Origin of the sequence: Novosphingobium sp., from assembly GCF_965228995.1 — a bacterium.
In the GTDB taxonomy this organism is placed as follows: domain Bacteria; phylum Pseudomonadota; class Alphaproteobacteria; order Sphingomonadales; family Sphingomonadaceae; genus Novosphingobium.
Window position 1 is genome coordinate 2,824,980 of the sequence record NZ_OZ245852.1, and the last position, 19,272, is coordinate 2,844,251.

Sequence of the window (19,272 nt, forward strand, 5' to 3'; positions counted from 1 at the left end):
GCTCCCCTCGTGTGCTTTGCATGCAGGCTGGCACGGCGGGGCGGCAGGATCAAGCGGGGCTTGAAGCCAGCAGCCCCTCGTGCAGCCGCACCACGCGGTCCATGCGCAGGGCGAGGCGCTCGTTGTGCGTGGCGACAAGCGCAGAGCTGCCTTCCTCGCGCACCAGCCTGAGGAATTGCTCAAGCACCTTGTCGGCCGTTGCCTCATCGAGATTGCCGGTAGGCTCGTCCGCCAGCACGAGGCCGGGCCGATTGGCGAGCGCGCGGGCGACGGCGACGCGCTGCTGCTCGCCGCCCGAAAGCTGGCTGGGCCTGTGCGTCAGGCGGTGACCAAGGCCGAGCGCGGAAAGCAGCTCCTCAGCCCGTGCCTTCGCATCGCCAGCGCTCTTGCCCGCGATCAGCTGCGGCAGGACGACGTTCTCGGTCGCGTTGAAATCGGGCAACAGATGGTGGAACTGGTAGACGAAGCCGAGGTGATCGCGGCGCAGTGCAGTGCGCGCATCGGCCGAAAGCGCGCTGGCTTCGATTCCGGCGATCTCGATCTTGCCGGTAAAGCCGCCTTCGAGGAGGCCGACCGCCTGCAGCATCGTCGATTTGCCCGAGCCAGAAGGGCCGAGCAGCGCGACGATCTCGCCGGGGCGGATGGCCAGATCGATGCCGCGCAGGACTTCGATCGTCTCGTCCCCTTGCGAGAAACTGCGCTTCAGATCGACCAGACGGACGAACGGCTCACTCATAACGCAGCACCTGCACCGGATCGGTGCTCGCCGCCGTCAGCGCCGGATAAAGCGTCGCGAGGAAGCTCAGCACCAGCGCCATCACGCAGATCACCGTGATCTCGACCGGATCGCTGCGGCTGGGCAGTTCGGTGAGGAAGCGGATCGAGGGATCCCACAGCGACTGGCCGGTCAGATACTCGACCCCGTTCACCACCTGCTGCCGGAAATAAAGGAACACGAGGCCAAGGCCGAGGCCCACTGCCGTGCCGAGCGCACCGATCACGAAGCCGATAGTCACGAAGACCTTGAGCAGGCTTTTGCGCGTCGCCCCCATCGTGCGCAGGATCGCGATATCGCGCGTCTTGGCGCGCACCAGCATGATCAGCGAGGAGAGGATGTTGAACACCGCAACCAGCACGATGATCGAAAGCACGACGAACATGGCGACCCGCTCGACAGCCAGCGCCTCGAACAGGCTGGCGTTGATCGTTTTCCAGTCAGTCACCTGCGCGCGGCCGATAAGCGCCTGCTTGATCGGCGCAAGGGTCTGCGCTGCGGTATCGGCGTTGGTCGTCGTCACCTCGATCATGCCGATGGTATCGCCCGTCAGCAGCAGGGTCTGCGCATCGGCAATCGGCATCACGACATAGGCGTTGTCGTAGTCATAGACGCCGATCTCGAAGATCGCGGCGACGCGGTACCCGATCTGGCGCGGCACGGTGCCGAAGGGGGTCGAACGGCCCTGCGGATTGATGATCGTGATCGTATCGCCCACTTGCGCGCCAAGGCTTTCGGCAAGCCGCGAGCCGATAGCGACATTGGTGGAACCCGCACGCAGTTCGGCGAAATTGCCAACAAGGCGCTTGGCCTCGAGCCGCTTCAAATCGGCGGCGGTGTTGCCGCGCACGAGGATCGCCTCAACCCGCCCGTTGAAAGTGGCGAGCAGCGGCTGCTCGATCAGCGGGCTGGCGCGGGTAACGCCGGGCGTCGCCTCGACGCGCTTCAGGATGTCCTGCCAATCATCGAGCCGGCCGCCATAGGCCTGGATGATCGCATGGCCGTTGAGCCCGACGATCTTGTCGAGCAGTTCGGCGCGAAAGCCGTTCATCACGCTCATCACGATAACCAGCGCGGCCACGCCGAGCATGACCGCAACCAGGCTGATGCCGGCCACCATGGCGATGAATGCTTCGCCCCGGCCCGGCAGCATGTAGCGCTTGGCGATCGTCCATTCGAAGGGCGAGAGGATCAAGTGCAGGCTCGCTTCAGCATGTGTGCGGCCATCTAGGCGCATGCGTGCGGCGTGGCAACCGTGTCCACGAGGCGTGGGCACTGGTTTGGAGACACTTGCGTTACGCCCCAAAGCTCGCCACATGGCGCGGTGAAGGCGTCGGTACGGGCGCCGCAGCGCAGAATCCGGAACGCCCATGACTCTCACCGATTTTCTCGGCACCGATCCCCTTTGCGGCGCGGCCCATCCCTTTTTCGACGAAAATGGCGACAAACTCCGCGAGGAGTGCGGCATTTTCGGCGTTCTTGGGGCGCGTGATGCTGCCGCCATCGCCGCGCTGGGGCTCCATGCCCTGCAGCACCGCGGCCAGGAAGCTGTAGGCATCACCAGCTTCGACGGGCAGGAGTTCTATTCCCGCCGGGGCCTGGGCCATGTCGCGCAGAATTTTTCGAGCGGGCAGGCGATTGCCGAACTGCCGGGCAATATGGCCGCAGGCCACGTGCGCTATTCGACGACGGGCGGATCGGGCCTGCGCAACGTGCAGCCACTGTTCGCCGATCTTGCGACGGGCGGCTTTGCCATCGCGCACAACGGCAACATCTCCAACGCGATGACCCTGAAGCGCGATCTGGTTGCCAAGGGCGCGATCTTCCAGTCGACTTCAGATACCGAAGTCATCATCCACCTCGTCGCCACGAGCCGCTATCCCACGCTGCTTGATCGCTTCATCGATGCACTGCGGCTGGTCGAAGGCGCCTATTCGCTGATCTGCCTCACCAACGAAGGCATGATCGCCTGCCGCGATCCACTCGGCATCCGCCCGCTCGTCATGGGCAAACTGGGCGATGCGGTCGTCTTCGCAAGCGAGACCGTAGCGCTCGACGTGATCGGTGCCGACTTCGTGCGCGAGGTCGAGCCGGGCGAGATGATCCAGGTAAACCATGACGGCGAGATCCGCTGCCACCGCCCGTTCGGTCATCCCAGCCCCCGCCCCTGCATCTTCGAGCATGTCTATTTCAGCCGCCCGGATTCGCTGATGGGTGGCCGCTCGGTCTATGAAGTGCGCAAGGCAATCGGCGCCGAGCTCGCGCGGGAATCGGAAGTCGATGCCGATCTCGTGATCCCGGTGCCGGACAGCGGCGTTCCCGCCGCGCTCGGCTTTGCCAACCAGTCGGGCATTCCCTTCGAGCTTGGCATCATCCGCTCGCATTATGTCGGCCGCACGTTCATCCAGCCTTCCGACGGCGCGCGCCACGCCGATGTGAAGCGCAAGCACAATGCCAACCGCGCGCTGGTCGCGGGCAAGCGCATCGTGCTGATCGACGATTCGATCGTGCGCGGCACCACCTCGATGAAGATCGTGCAGATGATGCGCGATGCCGGCGCCCGCGAAGTGCATTTCCGCGTGGCCAGCCCGCCGACCGAGCATTCGTGCTTCTACGGCGTCGACACGCCCGAGCGCTCCAAGCTCCTCGCGGCGACGATGGACGTGGAGGCGATGGCGAAGTTCATCCACGCGGACAGTCTGGCCTTCGTTTCGATTGACGGCCTTTACCGCGCCGTGGGAGAGGCTTCGCGCAACAAGGCCTGTCCGCAATACTGCGATGCCTGCTTCTCCGGCGAGTATCCGACCCGGCTGACCGATCTTGTCGGCCGTGACGGCGCCGATCAGCTGCCGCTCCCGGTGGGCAAAGTCGCATGAGCACCGCGGGACCGCTTTCCGGACAGCTCGCGCTCGTCACGGGTGCCAGCCGGGGCATCGGCGCCGCCACCGCCAAGGCACTGGCCGCAGCGGGCGCGCACGTGATCCTCACCGCCCGCGCTGGCAAGGACCTCGAAGGCGTTGAGCAGGCGATCTACGAGACCGGCGGCAACGCGACGATTGCACCTGTTGATCTGGCCGAACCCGACGGTATCGCCCGCCTCGCCGCCGCGATTGGCCGGCGGTGGGCAGCGCTCGACATTCTGGTGATCAACGCGGCAGTGCTGCCGACGCTGACCCCGGTGTGGCAGATCGAGCCCAAGGACCTCAGCCGCGCGATGACGCTCAATGTGCTGGCGACCCAATCGCTGATCGCGGGCTTCGATCCAATGCTCAAAAAGAGCAAGGATGCGCGCGTGATCGGCGTGACGTCGAGCGTCGGCTCCGCCCCCCGCGCCTATTGGGGCGCCTATGGTGCAACGAAGGCCGCCTTCGAGAACCTCCTCGATGCCTATGCGCAGGAAGTTCGCGCGATCTCGGCGATCCGCGTGGCAATCCTCGATCCGGGCGCGACCCGCACCGCGATGCGCGCCAAGGCCTATCCGGGCGAAGACCCCGCCAGCGTGAAATCGCCCGAAGTGGTCGGCGATTTCATCACCGCACTTGTTGGTGAATCGTTTGCCAGCCCCAGCCGCATTTCGGTTAACCAGCCCCGGGAACCACAGGTCCTAACAAACGGTTAAGCGCGTCTGGCGATAGTCTGCTCACGACTTCCCTCGCGGGAAGTGCGACTCGGCTCAGGACAATCGCCATGCACAAGGACTGGGATCCTTACGCGAACGAAGCCTATTTCCAGGCAACCCAGGAAGACCGCTGCGCCCCGCGCGACAAGGTCAATATTCCGGCGACCCTGCGATGCTCGGGCTCGAAGGGCTTTCACACCGTCGTGCACAATCTGTCGCTCGGTGGCTTCTCGGCCACGGCGCTTAACCGCATGCATGTCGGCTCGGTCTGCTGGCTCACGTTGCCTGGGCTGGAATCGCAGCAGGCTGAAGTTGTCTGGTGGCTGCGCGGGGAGGTCGGTTGCGCTTTTGCCCATCTGCTGAGCCCGATCGTCTACGACAACATCATCCTGCGCTACCGCGGAGACGGGGTTCATCGCCCGGTCGCCTGACATTGTTTGGTAAAAATTTTCTTAATACTTTTAAACAAACCTCAAGTTCGCTTGAGCAGAGTCACCTGGCTGACCGTAATCCCGCCCCCGGCGAACCCGGCTTCGCAATACATGAGGTAGAAGCGCCAGAGCCGCACGAAGCGCACATCGAAGCCCGATGGCAAATTTCCGCTTTCGACCGCCGCATCGAACGCCTCGCGCCACAGCCTCAAGGTGCGCGCATAGTCCAATCCGAAGTCCACTTGATCTTTCCACGCAAGGCCGCGCGCCTCGGCGAGACGGCGAAACTCGCTGACGCTGAGGAGCATGCCGCCGGGGAAGATATAGGTCTGGATGAAATCGGCGCTGCGGGCATAGGCGGGGAACAAGTCGTCCCGAATCGCGATATATTGCAGCGCCGCGCGGCCGCCCGGTTTCAGCACTTTCGCGATGCGATCGAGATAGGCCGGCCACCATTCCCGCCCGACCGCCTCGACCATCTCGGTGCTGATCACCGCATCGAACTGGCCGGTGACGTCGCGGTAGTCTTGCCGGCGGTATTCTAGGCCGGGAAGCTGCGCAGAGGCAGCCTGCGTACGGGCCCAATCGAGCTGCGGCTCGGAAAGGCTGATCGCCGTCACGGATGCGCGGTGGCGCTCGGCAATGCGGCGTGCGGTGTATCCCCAGCCGCAGCCGATCTCGAGCACGTGGCTCCCGGGATCGAGCGCCAGACGATCGGCCATGCGATCGATCTTGTTGCGCTGCGCTTCCTCGAGGCCGGCACCGGGGTCAATGCCCTCCCACAGCGCCGAGGAATAGCTCATCGTCGGATCGAGCCACAGCGCATAGAAGTCGTTGCCGAGATCGTAGTGCGCCGCGATGTTGCGCGCTGCGCGGTCGCGGCTGTTGCGGCGCAGGGCGTGGAGGATGCGAGCAGCGAGCCGCCACAGGCCCTTGGCGCGCGCGGTATCGCCCAGCGCGGCCGCGTTGCGCACGAACAGCGTGAAGAGCAGCACCGGATCGGGGCTATCCCACTCCTGCGCTTCATAACCCTGATAGCAACCGACCGAACCGCCGGTAACCAGCCGCAGCACAGCGCGCCAATCGTGCACGATGACTTCGGCGGCAGGCCCCTCACCCCGTCCGCCGAGTAGCCGGGTCAAACCGCCTGGAAAATGCGCAAGCAGCGAACCTTCGGTGAGCCCCGCGTCGATCCGCGCGAGGATGCGCTCGATCGGCCCCGCAAAGAGGCGCGTGAGCGTGCCTCCGCTCCCCGCAAGGGGCTTGCCGCCCGCAATGAGATGCCCGCCCCGTCCGGGCATGTGTGCATTCATGTGCGAGGGTATGAAGCCAACCGCGCGCAAGGGCAACGGGATGACGTCACTTGTCCCAATGTCAGCTGCGGTCGTTCCACTCGGCATAGGCCGCCAACGCACGCGCGCGGGCCTCGGCATGGCCGACCACGCGCGGCGGATAGGCGCGCGGGCGGACTTCGGGATCGTGGATGCGCGTATCGTCCAGATGCGCCAGTTCGGGCACCCACTGGCGGATATAGGCAGCCGCATCGAACTTGGGGCTCTGCGTGAGCGGGGCCATGATCCGCACGAACATGTTGGAATCGACGCCCGTGCCCGCGCTCCACTGCCAGTTGACCGCATTCGAGCCGTAATCGGCATCGACGAGAGTATCCCAGAACCAGCGCTCGCCCTCACGCCAATCGATCAGCAGGTGCTTGATGAGGAAGCTGGCCGCGATCATCCGCACGCGGTTGTGCATCCAGCCCGTCGCCCAGAGCTCGCGCATCCCGGCATCGACGATGGGGTAGCCGGTCCGGCCCCGCTGCCACGCCCTGAGACCTGCCGGATCCTCGCGCCAGGGGAAGCTCTCGAAGGCACCGCGCGCAGGCATTCCGGCATAGTCGGGCAGCTGGAAGATGACGTTCTGCGCATAATCGCGCCAGCCCAGCTCGCCGAGGAACGTTCCGACCGAGCCGCCGCTTGCCATCGTCGCGTGCCAGATCGTCGCGGGCGAAATCTCGCCGAAATGCAGGTGCGGCGAAAGACGCGAGGTGCCGGGCACGCTCGGCAGATTGCGCCGTTCGCTGTAGGCCCGGGCACGCGGGAGAAAGGCCTCGAGCCGCGCTGCCGCCCCAGCCTCGCCCGGAGTCCACTCGGCGCGCATGCCGCCGGCCCAGTAGGGCTTGGTGGGCAGGAGTTTCCAGTCGGCTAGAGTGTCGGAAGCGGGCCAGACGTCCGGCGCTGGCAGGCGCGCGGGCGTAGGGCTTGGCGCTGCGGGCGGCATGCGGGCTTCGAGCGCGCGCCAGAACGGCGTGTAGATCTTGTAGGGCTGGCCGCTCCCAGTCGTCACCGAACCCGGCGGGGCGAGGTAATTGCCTTCATGGCGCTGGAGCGAGAGCACTTCGCCAACCGCCCGCTCGGCATTGCGCCACCACGGCTCGTAGTGGCGCAGGCAATGGACAGTCTTTGCGCCCGTCTCACGCGCAAGCTCCGCCAGCACCTGCTCACAGCGCCCGCGCCGCAGGATCAGCCGCGAGCCGCATGCCCGGAGGTCGGCATCGAGGCTGGCAAGGCTGTGATGCAGCCACCACCGCGAGGCAGCGCCCATGCGGCGGTGCTTCGGCGTCTCGTCATCGAGCACATAGACCGGGATCACCGGCCCGGCAGCGGCGGCAGCGGCAAAGGCAGCCTGATCGGCAAGACGCAGATCACGGCGCAGCCAGACAATGGTGGGTTCAGTCATCCACACGCTCTGCACCGCGCGAGGGCCTGCACGGCACCTGCACCTTGGGGCACGCGATCAAAACTGACTCTTGCAGTGCGAAACGCCGACACTGAAGTTGCGGCTCAGCACAGAACCGGTGAAGCGGGCGTCTCCGAAAGTCACCATCGTGCAGCGACCATCGCCATCGATCCGGGCCATCGGCATTTGCGACCAGGCAAGGAACTTGCGCGGCTGTGGAGCTGATTGCGCCGCCGCGAAGGCGCGCGGATCGGCCATGTTGTCTGCGATGGGCTTGCCGTATTCGGTGAGGCCGGTGAGCCTCTTCAGAGGATCGTAGACGCCGAAAGTGATCATACCGCTTTGCCGCCAGACCACATCACGGCGCCAGAACGCCAGCGGCTGGGGCGAGGCAAACACGCGATCAGGATTTGCATAGGGCGCATCGACCTCGGGTGCCTGCCACGCCAGCGCGGAAATGCAGACATTGAGCGCGATAAACACCGCGCCCGATGCCAGCGCCGCCATGGCGGGTGTTCCGGAACCTTGCCGCCGCGCTGTCCATATACCGAGGCCCAGAATGGCGAGCAGCCAGGGCGAGATGATAAATAGCCCGTCGGTATGAAACCAGCGCTCGCTGAACGGCGAAAGCAGCTGCACCGCATAGATGTTCTGCAGATCAAGCAGCGGGTGCGTGAGCGCGGCGATCCACGTCAGCGCGAACAGCCAGCCCAAATGCAGCTGCGGTGCATCCGCGGGCGCGGGTCGGCGCTTTCCCCAAAGCCAGAGCGCCAAGGCAAGCAGCGGTGGCAGAAGCAGCACCCCGCCAAGCAGGCCATGCGTGAAGCCACGGTGCATTGCCAGCGGCGGCCAAGGCACCCAGCCGAACACGACGTCGATATCCGGCAGGTTCGCCGCCAGCACCAGCGCCGCCGTGCCAAACCGGGTGCGGCGCTTGAGGCCCGTTTCGGCCAGCGCCCACCCGACAAGGCTGTGCGTGAAGTTGTCCAGCGGCTGCTACTTTCAGTCCTGATCGGCGGAAACTGTCCAAGTCTGGCCCTTGCTCAGCAGCGCGGCAAGGTTCGCGGTCTTGCCGGCCGAAGCGCGGGCGCGCTCCTCGATGACAGCTGCCTCGAAAGTCGGGCGCGGATCGTCGTAGATCACGCCCAGCGCCATCGGGAACGGGCCGAACGGCATCTCGACAAGGAGATGCGCCATGGCGCGGTTCTTCACATCGTGGACGCGCACGCCTGCCGCCTGCCAATCCCCGTCCATCACATCGACAACCTTGAGGCTGAGCGTCTCGGTATCGAGCGCGATGCCCTTGGTGCCCTTGTTGAACAGCATAGGTTCGCCGTGGCTCAACCAGAGTTGGCCAGTCGCCGCAGTCGCCTTCTCGGTGAAATCGGCGAAGACGTCCTTGTTGTAGACGATACAGTTCTGGAAGATCTCGACGAAGGCTGCGCCCTGGTGGGCATGCGCGGCCTTGAGCACCGAGGTCAGCTCCTTCGAAACGTCATAGGCGCGCGCGATGAAGCGCCCGCCTGCACCGAGCGCGAACGCGCAAGGGCTCGCCGGACGATCGACCGACCCGAGCGGTGTGGTCGGCGAGACGGTGCCGAGGCGGCTGGTGGGCGAATACTGGCCCTTGGTCAGGCCATAGATCTCGTTGTTGAACAGCAGGATCTGCGTGTTCAGATTGCGGCGCAGCACGTGCATCGTGTGGTTGCCGCCGATCGACATACCGTCGCCGTCACCCGTCACCAGCCAGACATCGAGTTCGGGATTGGCGAGCTTGAGGCCGGTCGCGAAGGCCGGTGCGCGGCCATGAATCGTGTGAAAACCGTAGCTTTCGACATAATACGGGAAACGGCTTGAACAGCCGATGCCCGAGACGAACACGGTCTTGGCCGGATCAGCGCCGATTTCCGGCAGGACGCGCTGCACGGCCTTCAGGATCGCGTAATCGCCGCAGCCCGGGCACCAGCGGACTTCCTGATCGGTCTCCCAATCCTTGAGCGTGGTCTTGATGGGGGTCATGTCGTTCATGGCTTCGCTTCCCTCAGGCCAGCGCCGCGGCAATCGCCGCTTCGATTTCGGCAATGGTGAACGGCTGCCCGCTCGTCTTGTTGAGCGGCTTCGCATCGACGAGATACTGATCGCGCAGCACCGTCTTGAATTGGCCCGTATTCATTTCTGGAACAATCACCTGCTCGTAGCTCTTGAGAAGCTCACCGAGGTTTTCCGGCAGCGGCCAGACGTGGCGGACATGGATCTGGCTGACATCGAGCCCTTTGCGGCGCGCGCGGCGCACGGCCTGATGGATCGGGCCGTACGTCGAGCCCCAGCCGACCAGCGCAAGCTTGCCGCCTGCCTCGCCGAGCGTGACTTCCTGCGCCGGGATTCCGGCGGCAACGCCGTCGATCTTGTCCTTGCGCGCGTTGGTCATGGTCTGGTGGCTGGCGGGCGAATAATCGATGTTGCCGGTGCCCGGGTTCTTCTCGATACCACCGATGCGGTGCATGAGGCCGGGGGTGCCGGGCTTGATCCACGGCCGCGCGCCCTTCTCGTCGCGCGCATAGGGCAGAACCGCGCCGTCGGGGCCGTTCGGTTCCTCGAGGAACTTGACCGGAAACGGCTCGAAGCCCTTGGGATCAGGAACTTTCCACGGCTCGGCGGCATTGGCGATATAGCCATCGGTGAGCAGCATGACCGGGGTCATATACTGTACCGCGAGGCGGCAGGCCTCGATCGCGCACTCGAACGCATCGGAGGGGCTGCGCGCGGCAATTACCGGCATCGGTGCATCGCCGTTGCGGCCATAGACGGCCTGATAGAGGTCCGATTGCTCGGTCTTGGTCGGCAGGCCCGTCGAAGGGCCGCCGCGCTGCGAATTGACGATGACGAGTGGCAGCTCGGTCATGATCGCAAGGCCCATCGCCTCCCCCTTCAGCGCGATGCCGGGGCCGGAGGATGACGTTACGCCAAGGTGCCCGCCATAGGAGGCACCGATGGCGGCCGCGATCGCAGCGATCTCGTCCTCGGCCTGGAAAGTGGTGACGCCAAATTCCTTGAGCCGCGCAAGATTATGCAGAATCGCCGAGGCGGGGGTAATCGGGTAGCCGCCGAAGAAGAGGTCGAGCCCGGCCAGCTGCGCACCCGCGACGAGGCCGTAGCTGATCGCCTCAGCGCCTGTCACCGTACGGTAGAGGCCCGGCTCGCTCTCGGCCGGCGCGAGGTGATATTGCTTGAGCGGACCCGCCAGTTCGGCCGTCTCGCCATAAGCGTGGCCGGCGTTGAGTGCGGCGATATTGGCATCGGCCAGCACCGGCGCCTTGGCGAACTTGCCCTTGAGCCAATCGATCAGCGGCTGCCGGTCACGGTCGAACATCCACAGCGCAAGGCCGAGCGTCCACATGTTCTTGCAGCGGAGGGCCTCCTTGTTGCCGAGGCCGAAGGGCTTCACCGCTTCCAGCGTCAGCGCCGAGATATCGAACGCGAGCACCTGCCACTTTTCGAGGCTGCCATCCTCGAGCGGGCTGACGTCATACTTCGCCTTCTCGAGGTTGCGCTTGTTGAACTCGCCGGTGTCGGCGATGATCAGGCCGCCCGCCTTGAGCGCGCCGACATTGGTCTTGAGCGCCGCCGGGTTCATCGCCACCAGAACGTCGGGCGCATCGCCTGCGGTGTCGATCTCGGTCGAGCCGAAGTTGATCTGAAACGCCGAAACGCCGAACAGCGTGCCCTGCGGCGCGCGGATCTCGGCAGGGAAATCGGGGAACGTCGCAAGATCGTTGCCGGCCAGCGCGGTCGAAAGCGTGAACTGGCCGCCGGTAAGCTGCATGCCATCGCCTGAGTCGCCCGCGAAACGCACCACGACCGCCTCGGGTGTGGGGGAACGATCGCTCCCGCCGGTGTGGCCTTCGGGTTCGCTCTCAAGAACTGTCGCCATATGTTCCTCTGCTATACGCGCGGACGGCTTTCCGACCCTTGCGTCCTCTTGCGCACCTTGGCGCCTATGCCCTCATCTAGCGGTACGCAAAGAAGAAAAACTGATGCACCGCAAATCTTGCACTCGCTCTTGATTCCGATTGCCCATGCAGGTCAAGCCCCGCAAATAACAGTGCTGTCAACAACGCGGGGTCCCGAGTCCGGTGCCGACGCGCTGCACGAGGAAGAGGAAATCCATGTCAGATACCGCCAGCACCCCCTACGTCCGGCCAGATGTGAAGGCTTTTCTCGATTTCATGGCCTCGGTCCCCGGCCCCTCGATGGCGGAAATGGGCCCCGAAGCCGCACGGGCGAGCTATGTGCAGATGGGCCTGCTGGCCGAAGCCGAACCGCGCGAATTGGCGGTGATCAAGGACCTCTCCTGCCCTGGACCTGCGGGCGACATTCCGCTGCGCTTCTACGACGCGCGCGAAATCCGTGAGCCCGGCCCTGCGGTCATGTTCTTCCACGGCGGCGGCTTCGTGATCGGCGATCTCGACAGCCACCACTCGCTCTGCACCGAAATCGCCGCAGAGCTCGATCTGCCGGTGATCGCGGTGCACTACCGCCTTGCACCGGAAAACCCTTTCCCCGCCGCGCCGGACGATTGCGAGGCGGCTTCGCGCTGGGTGGCGACGAGCCCCGAAACGCTCGGCCGCACGATTACCGGCCTCATCCCGATGGGCGACTCGGCCGGCGGCAATCTCACGATCGTGATCACGCAGGCGCTTGCCGAACAGCCCGCCGCCGTGCCGGTCGTGCTGCAGGTGCCGATCTATCCGCTGAGCGACGACAAGCCCGATCACGCCTCGTTCCACCAGTTCGCCGATGGCTTCGTGCTTACCGCTGATACGATGGCCTGGTTCTCCGATGCCTATCAGGCCGAGCTTGGCAATCCGCGGGCCTATCCGATTTACGGCAACCACGCGGACACTCCGCCGACCGTGCTCGTCACCGCCAGCCTCGATCCGATCCGCGACAGTGGGCGGGTCTATGGCGCAGAACTGATCCGCGCCGGTGCCGAAGTCGTGTTTCTTGAAATGAAGGGCACCACCCACGCCTTCGCCCAGCTGCGCAAGGCCTTCCCGAGCGCCCATGGCGATATGCAGCGCATCTTCGCCGCCGTCCGTCTGCTGCTGGACCGCGCCTGATGAGCAAGGATCCTGCCGGGCTTCCCTACCGCCCCTGCGTGGGCGTCATGCTCGTCAATGCCGAAGGCCGGGTCTTCGTCGGCCAGCGCATCGACAGCAAGGAAGGGGACGCCTGGCAGATGCCCCAGGGCGGCATCGACGACGGAGAGGAGCTTCACCCCGCCGGCTTGCGCGAGCTGGAGGAAGAGACCGGCGTCACCGCGGATCTCGTCACGATCCTCGCCGAAAGCCGCGAGGAATATCTCTATGATCTGCCGGACAACCTGATCGGCAAGCTATGGGGCGGGCGCTACCGCGGCCAGAGGCAGCGCTGGCTGCTGGTCCGCTTCAACGGAGCGGACGAGCAGATCCGCCTCGATGCGCACGAGCACCCTGAATTCCTCGCCTGGCGCTGGATCGAGCCCGAGCAATTGCCGGACCTGATCGTCCCGTTCAAGAAGCGCGTCTACCGGCAAGTCGTCGAGGAATTCCGCGCGCTGATTTAAAGCTCTTTCGTCACCCCCGCGCAGGCAGAGGTGCAGAGCAGCAGGCGCCGTGATTGAAGGCTCTGGATCCTGCCTTCGCGGGAATGACGAGGCTTGCTGGTTTAGGCTCAGTTGTCTTCGACTGTGGGATCAGGCTTCACCGCATCGGCGGAGACGACCCGCGCGATCGGTCCCTTGGCGATGACACCGGCGAGGTTCTGCGCCTCCGGGCAATTGCGCCCGCACAGGCCTTCGAGGCGCGCAAGGTTGCCCTTGGCCTTTTCGAGCGCGCCCTTTTCGGCCATCGCCCCGCCTTCGCCCGAAAGCGCGGCGAGGTTGTTGGGATCGCGTTCCAGCGCTTCGCGGTAGTAGTGGATCGCCTTGCCCTGCATACCGGCCGCACGCGCGGCATCGCCAAGCGCGAGGAAAACCGTCGGATTGCCGGGATCAACCGCAAGAGCCGCTTCGAAGCTATCCGTCGCAGTTTCGATATCGCCGTGGCCAAGCTGCTCACGTCCGGTTTCGACGAGAGCTTTCGCGCGGGGATCGATCGGCAGTGAAACACCGGCTGTTCCGGCACTTCCCGTGACCGCCACGAGAAGCGACAAGGCAATCCCCAAAGGCATGTAGCGCATCAACAACTCCCAGAGCCGGCCATGCGGCGCGCGTGGTCCCCCGGCGTCCATGTTTTCGGTGCCTATCATAGCCGGTGGAGTGTTGCGAAGAAAAACCCGTCCGTCGAATCGTCCCAAGGGGTAAGCCTCATGCCCGCACCGCGCGGGGTCCCTGCACCAACCTGCTGTTCGGCCGCGCGCCATCCCGGATTACTGGCCAAAAACGCGGCCACCACATCCGGCCCTTCGGCATCGAGCAGCGAACAGACCACATAGGTCAGCCGCCCGCCGGGGCGCACGAGCTCAGCGCCAATTCGCAGCACTTCGGTCTGCATCCGGGCGTAGCGCAGAAGGCTCTGCGGGGTGAGCCGCCAGCGCGCTTCGGGCCCGCGCCGCCAGGTGCCGGTGCCCGAACAGGGCGCGTCGACCATGACCGCATCGGCCCTGCCCTGCCAGTCGGCAAGCGCCTCCATCTCGCGGCCAGGATCGAGCAGCCGCGTCTCCACCTGCGCACCCGCCCTGTGAGCGCGCGGTGCGAGGCGCGAGAGGCGAGTGCGGTCGATATCGCAGGCGAGCAAGTGGCCCTCGCCCTGCAGCGCAGCCGCAAGCGCAAGCGTCTTGCCTCCCGCACCGGCGCAGAGATCGATCACCGTCTCGCCCGGGACGACCTCAAGCGCACTGCAGGTCAGCTGGCTGCCGGTGTCCTGCACTTCGAACAGCCCTTCCGCGAAGGCTGGCCATGTCTCGACCGGAGTGCCGCCGGGCAGACGGAGCGCATCGGGCGCCTGTGTCGCGGTAGCCGCCACCGGGAGCGCTGCCATCAGCCGGTCGCGCGTGATCTTGAGCCGGTTGGCGCGCAGATCGAGCGGCGCGCGGTCCAGCAAGGCAGCGCCGCGTTCGCGCGGGACACCCGAAGCGATGAGCCGCTTTTCCAGCCACGCAGGAGCAAGGCCCGTCGCTGCCACCGGCTCATCCGCAAGGATCGGCGCGGGGCCATAGCGCGACCCGTCGAACAGCGCGGTCAGCACCGGATCGCCCCCGGCCAGCGCAAGCATGGCGGCGCGGCCGGTTTGGGGGACTTCACCGCACAGACGGATCGCATTCCACGCCAGATCGCGGATCGCGCGGCGGTCCTTGGAGCCGATGAAGCGGCGCGCCTTGAGCCATTCGGCAGCGACCCGCTCGGCCGAAGCGCCTTCGCGCCGCACGGACGCGATCACCGCGTCGAGCACCTCGATCGCCGATTGCACCCGCGCTGCGGGAGTCATGAGACGAGCTCAGCGCGAAGGATAGTTTGGCGCCTCACGGGTGATCGCCACATCATGGACATGGCTCTCGCTCAGGCCCGCGTTGGTGATCCGCACGAACTGCGCATTGGTGCGCAGATCCTCGAGCGTGCGGCTGCCGGTGTATCCCATCGCGGCCTTGATGCCGCCGACGAGCTGGTGGACGACGTCCTTGGCAGGCCCCTTGTAGGGCACCTGGCCTTCGATGCCTTCGGGCACCAGCTTCATCGAATCCTTGATGTCCTGCTGGAAATACCGGTCCGCCGAACCGCGCGCCATTGCGCCGACCGATCCCATGCCGCGGTAGGATTTGTAGGAACGTCCCTGATAGAGGAACGTCTCGCCCGGCGCTTCCGCGGTACCTGCAAGCATCGAGCCGACCATGATCGTGCTTGCGCCTGCAGCCAGTGCCTTGGCGGCATCGCCCGAGGTACGCAGGCCGCCATCGGCGATCACCGGCACGCCCGACTTGGCGGCTTCGGCGGCGCATTCGAGCACTGCCGTCAGCTGCGGCACGCCCACGCCCGCGACGATGCGTGTGGTGCAGATCGAGCCCGGCCCGATGCCGATCTTCACGCCGTCAGCGCCTGCATCAATCAGCGCGCGCGTCGCCTCTGCCGTGGCGACATTACCCGCGATCACCTGCACGGTATTCGACATGGCCTTCACCGCCTCGACCGCGCGGGCAACATCGCGGTTATGGCCGTGCGCGGTGTCGATGATGATGACGTCGCACTCGGCCTCGACCAGCGCGCGGGTGCGTTCGAGCCCCTTTTCGCCCACCGTGGTCGCCGCCGCCACGCGCAGGCGCCCGCTGGTGTCCTTGGTAGCGTCGGGATAAGTGACGGCCTTCTCGATATCCTTGACCGTGATGAGGCCGATGCAGCGGAACGCGTCATCGACCACCAGCAGCTTCTCGATCCGGCGCTGGTGGAGCAGGCGGCGCGCTTCATCACCCGAAGTGCCGAGCTTGACCGTGGCGAGGTTATCGTGGGTCATCAACTCGTGCACCGGCTGAAGCGGATTGTCGGCGAAACGCACGTCGCGGTTGGTGAGGATGCCGACGAGCTTGCCGCTCGCTTCGACCACCGGAATGCCGCTGATCTTGTTGGCGCGCATGATCGCCTGCGCATCGCCCAGCGTGGCATCGGGCGTGACGGTGATCGGGTTGACCACCATGCCGCTTTCGAAGCGCTTGACCGCGCGGACGGCGGCGGCCTGCTGCTCGACAGTGAGGTTGCGGTGGAGCACGCCGATACCGCCAAGCTGCGCCATGACGATCGCCATGTCGGCTTCGGTCACCGTATCCATCGCGGCGGAAATCACCGGGATGTTGAGCGTGATCGAGCTGGTCAGGTGCGTGCGGGTATCGGCCTGGGTCGGCACCATGTCCGATGCGCCGGGGCGCAGGAGGACGTCATCGAAGGTAAGGCCGAGAGGGATATCCATGGAGTGCGCCACTTGCCGGAGGGGGACGATTCGTGGCGGCCCATGTAATCAAACAGGGTGGTTTAGGCTAGCCCTGCCCCCTACTTTGCACCGGTGGCCAGCGTGCTGCCAGCCCCAGTGCCCGGCCCAGCACCCGGCCACGCCTTGGTATCGGCGAAAAACCGCACCAGTTCGGCCTGGATCAGCACATCATCGACCATCCCGCCATAGACCACGCGCGAGGCTTCGTCGGCGGGGCGGTGGTAGACATTGTCCATGAAGGCTTCGAGCCGCACGGGATCCGAATAGCTCGTGCTGACCATGACCGAGGGCACATCGTGCTGCATCAGCGCCCAGCTGTCTTGCCGCCTTGCAAAGGCATTGGCCGCATCTCCGCCCGCCAGCTTGCGCTTCATGGTCTTGAGCACCTTGGCAATGCCCGGATCGAGCGGTGTCATGCCCTGCCCCACCACGCTGACTGGAAGGCCCGCAGGAACCAGCCCGGTGCTATCCACATTGAAGGCGGCGACCACGTTGCCTAGCGGGAGCGGCGGGTTCTCGGCAAAGGCCTGCGCGCCGAGCAGGCCAAGCTCCTCGCCGGTGGTGGCAACAAGGTAGACGTCGCGGTCGAGCGGCTTTCCACCGGAAAGTTGCCGCGCAACTTCGGTGATGACGGCGAGGCCCGAGGCATTGTCGACCGCGCCCGGACAGATCAGCTTCTCTGCCGGCGGCGTAGCGCATTTGCCGAAGTGGTCCCAGTGCGCCATCAACACAACCGCGCCTGACCCGGGGCGGCGCCCCTCGATCTTGCCGATCAGGTTGTGCGTCTTGATCCGCGTCTCACGGTTGGTCGCCTCGAACGATCCGGAGATGCCCAGCGGCTTCGAACTGAAACCGGGGACTGCACCTGCGACATGAAGCCCGGCCAGATCCGGCGCGCCCGAGGCGGCGAGCATCTGGCGCGCGGTATCGGCTGAAAGAAACACCTCGATATCACCGCCGAGCCGCTCGCCCGCCAGCGCGTAACCCGCGCGGCGGCGGCGGGCCATGACATCTTCGAGGCTGCGATCGCCATCGAGCACGGTGAGCACTGCCGCAGCGCCGCTTTCGAGCAGCTTGCCCGCGCGGTCGACCGGGCGCGGTGCGGCCCCGATCACGCCGGGCTTCGCCGGTTCGGGTGACGGCGCCTCGCTATCGAGGATCACGGCGACGCGGCCTGCCAGCTCGGTCCGGGCGCCGTCCCCGCCAAGGTTCTTGCCGACATAGACGAGAGGCGCATTCTCGATCAGGCTGCGCAGGCCGGAAGTGACCACAAAGAAGCCGCTCTCGGCCACCGGAACCCGGCGCTTGCCGTGAAAGAACTGGGCGCGCGAGCCTTGCGGCACGCGCTCGACCAGCTCGACAGGCGCGAACCAGGCATTGCCGGGATCGTTGGTGCCCGATTCCAGCCCGATATCGAACCAGTTCCGCGCAAGATAGCGCAGGGTCAGCGTTTCGCCCGGCGTACCGGGTTCGCGGCCGCCGTATTCGTCGCTTGCCAGCGTGGTGATATGCTGGCGCAGCTGCGCCTCGATCTGCTGCAGCGTGCGCTTGGTGGGCGCTGCGGCGCTCGCTGCAAGGGGGCATAGGGCAAGGGCCGCGAGACAGATCCCTGCTGCCAACCGACTGCGCTGCCGGAACCGGTTACGGGTCGGGGTCAAGGTGATCATGGAAAGCGCTTCACCCACAACGACTCATCGCTACCCTCGAACGGCCTAACGTTATGCCCTTGCTGGCAAAAGCTGCGGACCTGCGCAAGTTTCCTCTGTCGCACTGCCGCACCCGCGCGTTCCCTCTTGCAGGCCGCGCCGGGTTATGGGCAATCCGTACGCGGGACAGGAGACCAGACGATGCGGCTCGATGATTTCGACAATTCGATTGAGGTCGAGGACCAGCGCGGCGGCGGCGGCGGCCGGTTTGGCGGACCGGGCGGCAAGATCGGCTGCGGCAGTCTTGTCATCGCGCTGATCGGCGCAGTGGTGTTCGGGATCAATCCGCTGCAGACGCTGGGCGCGCTGCAGAACATGCAAGGCGCCGCTCCCCCGGAAGCGCTGCCGGCCAAGCCTGCCAACCTTGCCGAAAGCTGCAACGTCAACGCCTTCAGCCACGAAAGCTGCAACGCGCTCGCCTCGCTCAACAAGACATGGAGCCCGCTGTTCGGGAAAGCCGGGATCGCCTTCACCCCGCCCAAGCTGGTGTTCTATTCGCGCGAGGGGCAATCGGGCTGCGGCGAGGCGCAGAGCGCGATGGGTCCGTTCTACTGCCCGGCCGATCAGGGCATCTACATCGACACCGATTTCTACACCGAGATGGACAAGCAGCTCGGCGCGGGCGGCGATTTCGCGCGGGCCTATGTCATCGCGCACGAATATGGCCACCATGTGCAGAACCTCGTCGGCACTTCGGATCAGGTGAGCGAGGCGCAGCGGCGCAATCCGCCGATGGCCAACCGACTCTCTGTAAAGCTCGAACTGCAGGCCGATTGCTTTGCCGGCGTCTGGGCCGCGCGCAACAAGGACCGGATCGATCCTGGCGATATCGAGGAAGGCCTGCGGGCTGCGCACCAGATCGGCGACGATACGCTGATGGCCTCGGCCGGGCGGACCCCGGTGGAAGCGGCCTTCACCCATGGCAGCAGCGCCCAGCGCATGGCCTGGCTGCGCAAGGGGCTGGAAAGCGGCAACGAGGATGCCTGCGATACGTTCAGCGCCGGATCAGCGGATGGAACACATTAGCGACGAAGCCGTTATGATGGTG

At 65.6% G+C, this 19,272-nt stretch carries 17 protein-coding genes; 6 read left to right on the forward strand and 11 right to left on the reverse strand.

The window, feature by feature from the left end:
• Positions 1 to 49 precede the first annotated feature (49 nt).
• Together ACO056_RS12880 and ACO056_RS12885 are read right to left on the reverse strand one after the other, a co-directional pair.
• On the reverse strand, positions 50 to 736 hold the full coding sequence (locus ACO056_RS12880; protein ID WP_421847329.1) for an ABC transporter ATP-binding protein: 687 nt from the start codon (positions 734 to 736) through the stop codon (positions 50 to 52).
• Complete coding sequence (locus tag ACO056_RS12885) at positions 729 to 1,970, reverse strand: lipoprotein-releasing ABC transporter permease subunit (protein WP_421847331.1); 1,242 nt, start codon at positions 1,968 to 1,970, stop codon at positions 729 to 731. Before ACO056_RS12885 ends, ACO056_RS12880 begins: the two co-directional genes overlap by 8 nt.
• A gap of 175 nt (positions 1,971 to 2,145) precedes the next feature.
• Here ACO056_RS12885 and purF point away from each other — a divergent pair, with 175 nt between their 5' ends.
• The 3 genes from purF to ACO056_RS12900 all read left to right on the forward strand — a co-directional run bounded on the left by purF (position 2,146) and on the right by ACO056_RS12900 (position 4,825).
• Complete coding sequence (purF, locus tag ACO056_RS12890; RefSeq protein ID WP_421847333.1) at positions 2,146 to 3,651, forward strand: amidophosphoribosyltransferase; 1,506 nt, start codon at positions 2,146 to 2,148, stop codon at positions 3,649 to 3,651.
• The gene (locus ACO056_RS12895; RefSeq protein WP_421847335.1) at positions 3,648 to 4,394 is read left to right on the forward strand and encodes an SDR family NAD(P)-dependent oxidoreductase; all 747 of its coding nucleotides are present in this window, start codon (positions 3,648 to 3,650) and stop codon (positions 4,392 to 4,394) included. Before purF ends, ACO056_RS12895 begins: the two co-directional genes overlap by 4 nt.
• A 68-nt stretch (positions 4,395 to 4,462) precedes the next feature.
• Complete coding sequence (locus tag ACO056_RS12900) at positions 4,463 to 4,825, forward strand: PilZ domain-containing protein (RefSeq protein ID WP_421847337.1); 363 nt, start codon at positions 4,463 to 4,465, stop codon at positions 4,823 to 4,825.
• A 41-nt stretch (positions 4,826 to 4,866) separates the two neighbouring features.
• On the opposite strand, the gene ACO056_RS12905 is transcribed toward ACO056_RS12900, so the two are convergent.
• The 5 genes from ACO056_RS12905 to ACO056_RS12925 form a co-directional block, all read right to left on the reverse strand.
• A complete protein-coding gene (locus tag ACO056_RS12905) occupies positions 4,867 to 6,126 on the reverse strand; it encodes a class I SAM-dependent methyltransferase (RefSeq protein ID WP_421847339.1) in 1,260 nt (419 codons plus the stop codon).
• Between the two features lie 73 nt (positions 6,127 to 6,199).
• Positions 6,200 to 7,564: a cryptochrome/photolyase family protein gene (locus ACO056_RS12910; protein ID WP_421847341.1), complete on the reverse strand. Its 1,365-nt coding sequence runs from the start codon at positions 7,562 to 7,564 to the stop codon at positions 6,200 to 6,202.
• 57 nt (positions 7,565 to 7,621) lie between these two features.
• Positions 7,622 to 8,554, reverse strand: a complete 933-nt coding sequence (locus tag ACO056_RS12915) for a metal-dependent hydrolase (protein WP_421855492.1) — start codon at positions 8,552 to 8,554, stop codon at positions 7,622 to 7,624.
• A 12-nt stretch (positions 8,555 to 8,566) separates the two neighbouring features.
• A complete protein-coding gene (locus ACO056_RS12920; protein WP_421847343.1) occupies positions 8,567 to 9,592 on the reverse strand; it encodes a 2-oxoacid:ferredoxin oxidoreductase subunit beta in 1,026 nt (341 codons plus the stop codon).
• A gap of 13 nt (positions 9,593 to 9,605) precedes the next feature.
• Positions 9,606 to 11,495: a 2-oxoacid:acceptor oxidoreductase subunit alpha gene (locus ACO056_RS12925; RefSeq protein ID WP_421847345.1), complete on the reverse strand. Its 1,890-nt coding sequence runs from the start codon at positions 11,493 to 11,495 to the stop codon at positions 9,606 to 9,608.
• A 235-nt stretch (positions 11,496 to 11,730) separates the two neighbouring features.
• On the opposite strand from ACO056_RS12925, the gene ACO056_RS12930 reads away from it, so the two are divergent.
• A complete protein-coding gene (locus ACO056_RS12930; protein ID WP_421847347.1) occupies positions 11,731 to 12,684 on the forward strand; it encodes an alpha/beta hydrolase in 954 nt (317 codons plus the stop codon).
• Positions 12,684 to 13,169: an RNA pyrophosphohydrolase gene (locus ACO056_RS12935; RefSeq protein ID WP_421847349.1), complete on the forward strand. Its 486-nt coding sequence runs from the start codon at positions 12,684 to 12,686 to the stop codon at positions 13,167 to 13,169. The genes ACO056_RS12930 and ACO056_RS12935 overlap by 1 nt, the downstream gene beginning before the upstream one ends.
• A gap of 107 nt (positions 13,170 to 13,276) precedes the next feature.
• On the opposite strand, the gene ACO056_RS12940 is transcribed toward ACO056_RS12935, so the two are convergent.
• The 4 genes from ACO056_RS12940 to ACO056_RS12955 form a co-directional block, all read right to left on the reverse strand.
• Positions 13,277 to 13,783 (reverse strand): tetratricopeptide repeat protein, encoded by a 507-nt coding sequence (locus tag ACO056_RS12940; protein WP_421847351.1) that lies wholly within the window; start codon positions 13,781 to 13,783, stop codon positions 13,277 to 13,279.
• A gap of 65 nt (positions 13,784 to 13,848) precedes the next feature.
• A complete protein-coding gene (locus ACO056_RS12945) occupies positions 13,849 to 15,030 on the reverse strand; it encodes an RsmB/NOP family class I SAM-dependent RNA methyltransferase (RefSeq protein ID WP_421847353.1) in 1,182 nt (393 codons plus the stop codon).
• A gap of 9 nt (positions 15,031 to 15,039) precedes the next feature.
• On the reverse strand, positions 15,040 to 16,497 hold the full coding sequence (gene guaB, locus ACO056_RS12950; protein ID WP_421847355.1) for an IMP dehydrogenase: 1,458 nt from the start codon (positions 16,495 to 16,497) through the stop codon (positions 15,040 to 15,042).
• An 80-nt stretch (positions 16,498 to 16,577) separates the two neighbouring features.
• Complete coding sequence (locus tag ACO056_RS12955; protein WP_421847357.1) at positions 16,578 to 18,185, reverse strand: M28 family metallopeptidase; 1,608 nt, start codon at positions 18,183 to 18,185, stop codon at positions 16,578 to 16,580.
• 180 nt (positions 18,186 to 18,365) lie between these two features.
• Between ACO056_RS12955 and ACO056_RS12960 the strand changes: the two genes are divergently transcribed.
• A complete protein-coding gene (locus ACO056_RS12960) occupies positions 18,366 to 19,250 on the forward strand; it encodes a neutral zinc metallopeptidase (protein WP_421847359.1) in 885 nt (294 codons plus the stop codon).
• Positions 19,251 to 19,272: the final 22 nt, after the last annotated feature.

What these genes read in the sequence shown, in the direction of transcription:
- ACO056_RS12880 (WP_421847329.1), bottom strand. Translation starts at nt 736, where the DNA reads ATGAGTGAGCCGTTCGTCCGTCTGGTCGATCTGAAGCGCAGTTTCTCG.
- purF (WP_421847333.1), top strand. Translation starts at nt 2,146, where the DNA reads ATGACTCTCACCGATTTTCTCGGCACCGATCCCCTTTGCGGCGCGGCC.
- ACO056_RS12895 (WP_421847335.1), top strand. Translation starts at nt 3,648, where the DNA reads ATGAGCACCGCGGGACCGCTTTCCGGACAGCTCGCGCTCGTCACGGGT.
- ACO056_RS12900 (WP_421847337.1), top strand. Translation starts at nt 4,463, where the DNA reads ATGCACAAGGACTGGGATCCTTACGCGAACGAAGCCTATTTCCAGGCA.
- ACO056_RS12905 (WP_421847339.1), bottom strand. Translation starts at nt 6,126, where the DNA reads ATGCCCGGACGGGGCGGGCATCTCATTGCGGGCGGCAAGCCCCTTGCG.
- ACO056_RS12910 (WP_421847341.1), bottom strand. Translation starts at nt 7,564, where the DNA reads ATGACTGAACCCACCATTGTCTGGCTGCGCCGTGATCTGCGTCTTGCC.
- ACO056_RS12920 (WP_421847343.1), bottom strand. Translation starts at nt 9,592, where the DNA reads ATGAACGACATGACCCCCATCAAGACCACGCTCAAGGATTGGGAGACC.
- ACO056_RS12925 (WP_421847345.1), bottom strand. Translation starts at nt 11,495, where the DNA reads ATGGCGACAGTTCTTGAGAGCGAACCCGAAGGCCACACCGGCGGGAGC.
- ACO056_RS12930 (WP_421847347.1), top strand. Translation starts at nt 11,731, where the DNA reads ATGTCAGATACCGCCAGCACCCCCTACGTCCGGCCAGATGTGAAGGCT.
- ACO056_RS12935 (WP_421847349.1), top strand. Translation starts at nt 12,684, where the DNA reads ATGAGCAAGGATCCTGCCGGGCTTCCCTACCGCCCCTGCGTGGGCGTC.
- ACO056_RS12940 (WP_421847351.1), bottom strand. Translation starts at nt 13,783, where the DNA reads ATGCGCTACATGCCTTTGGGGATTGCCTTGTCGCTTCTCGTGGCGGTC.
- ACO056_RS12945 (WP_421847353.1), bottom strand. Translation starts at nt 15,030, where the DNA reads ATGACTCCCGCAGCGCGGGTGCAATCGGCGATCGAGGTGCTCGACGCG.
- guaB (WP_421847355.1), bottom strand. Translation starts at nt 16,497, where the DNA reads ATGGATATCCCTCTCGGCCTTACCTTCGATGACGTCCTCCTGCGCCCC.
- ACO056_RS12955 (WP_421847357.1), bottom strand. Translation starts at nt 18,185, where the DNA reads ATGATCACCTTGACCCCGACCCGTAACCGGTTCCGGCAGCGCAGTCGG.
- ACO056_RS12960 (WP_421847359.1), top strand. Translation starts at nt 18,366, where the DNA reads ATGCGGCTCGATGATTTCGACAATTCGATTGAGGTCGAGGACCAGCGC.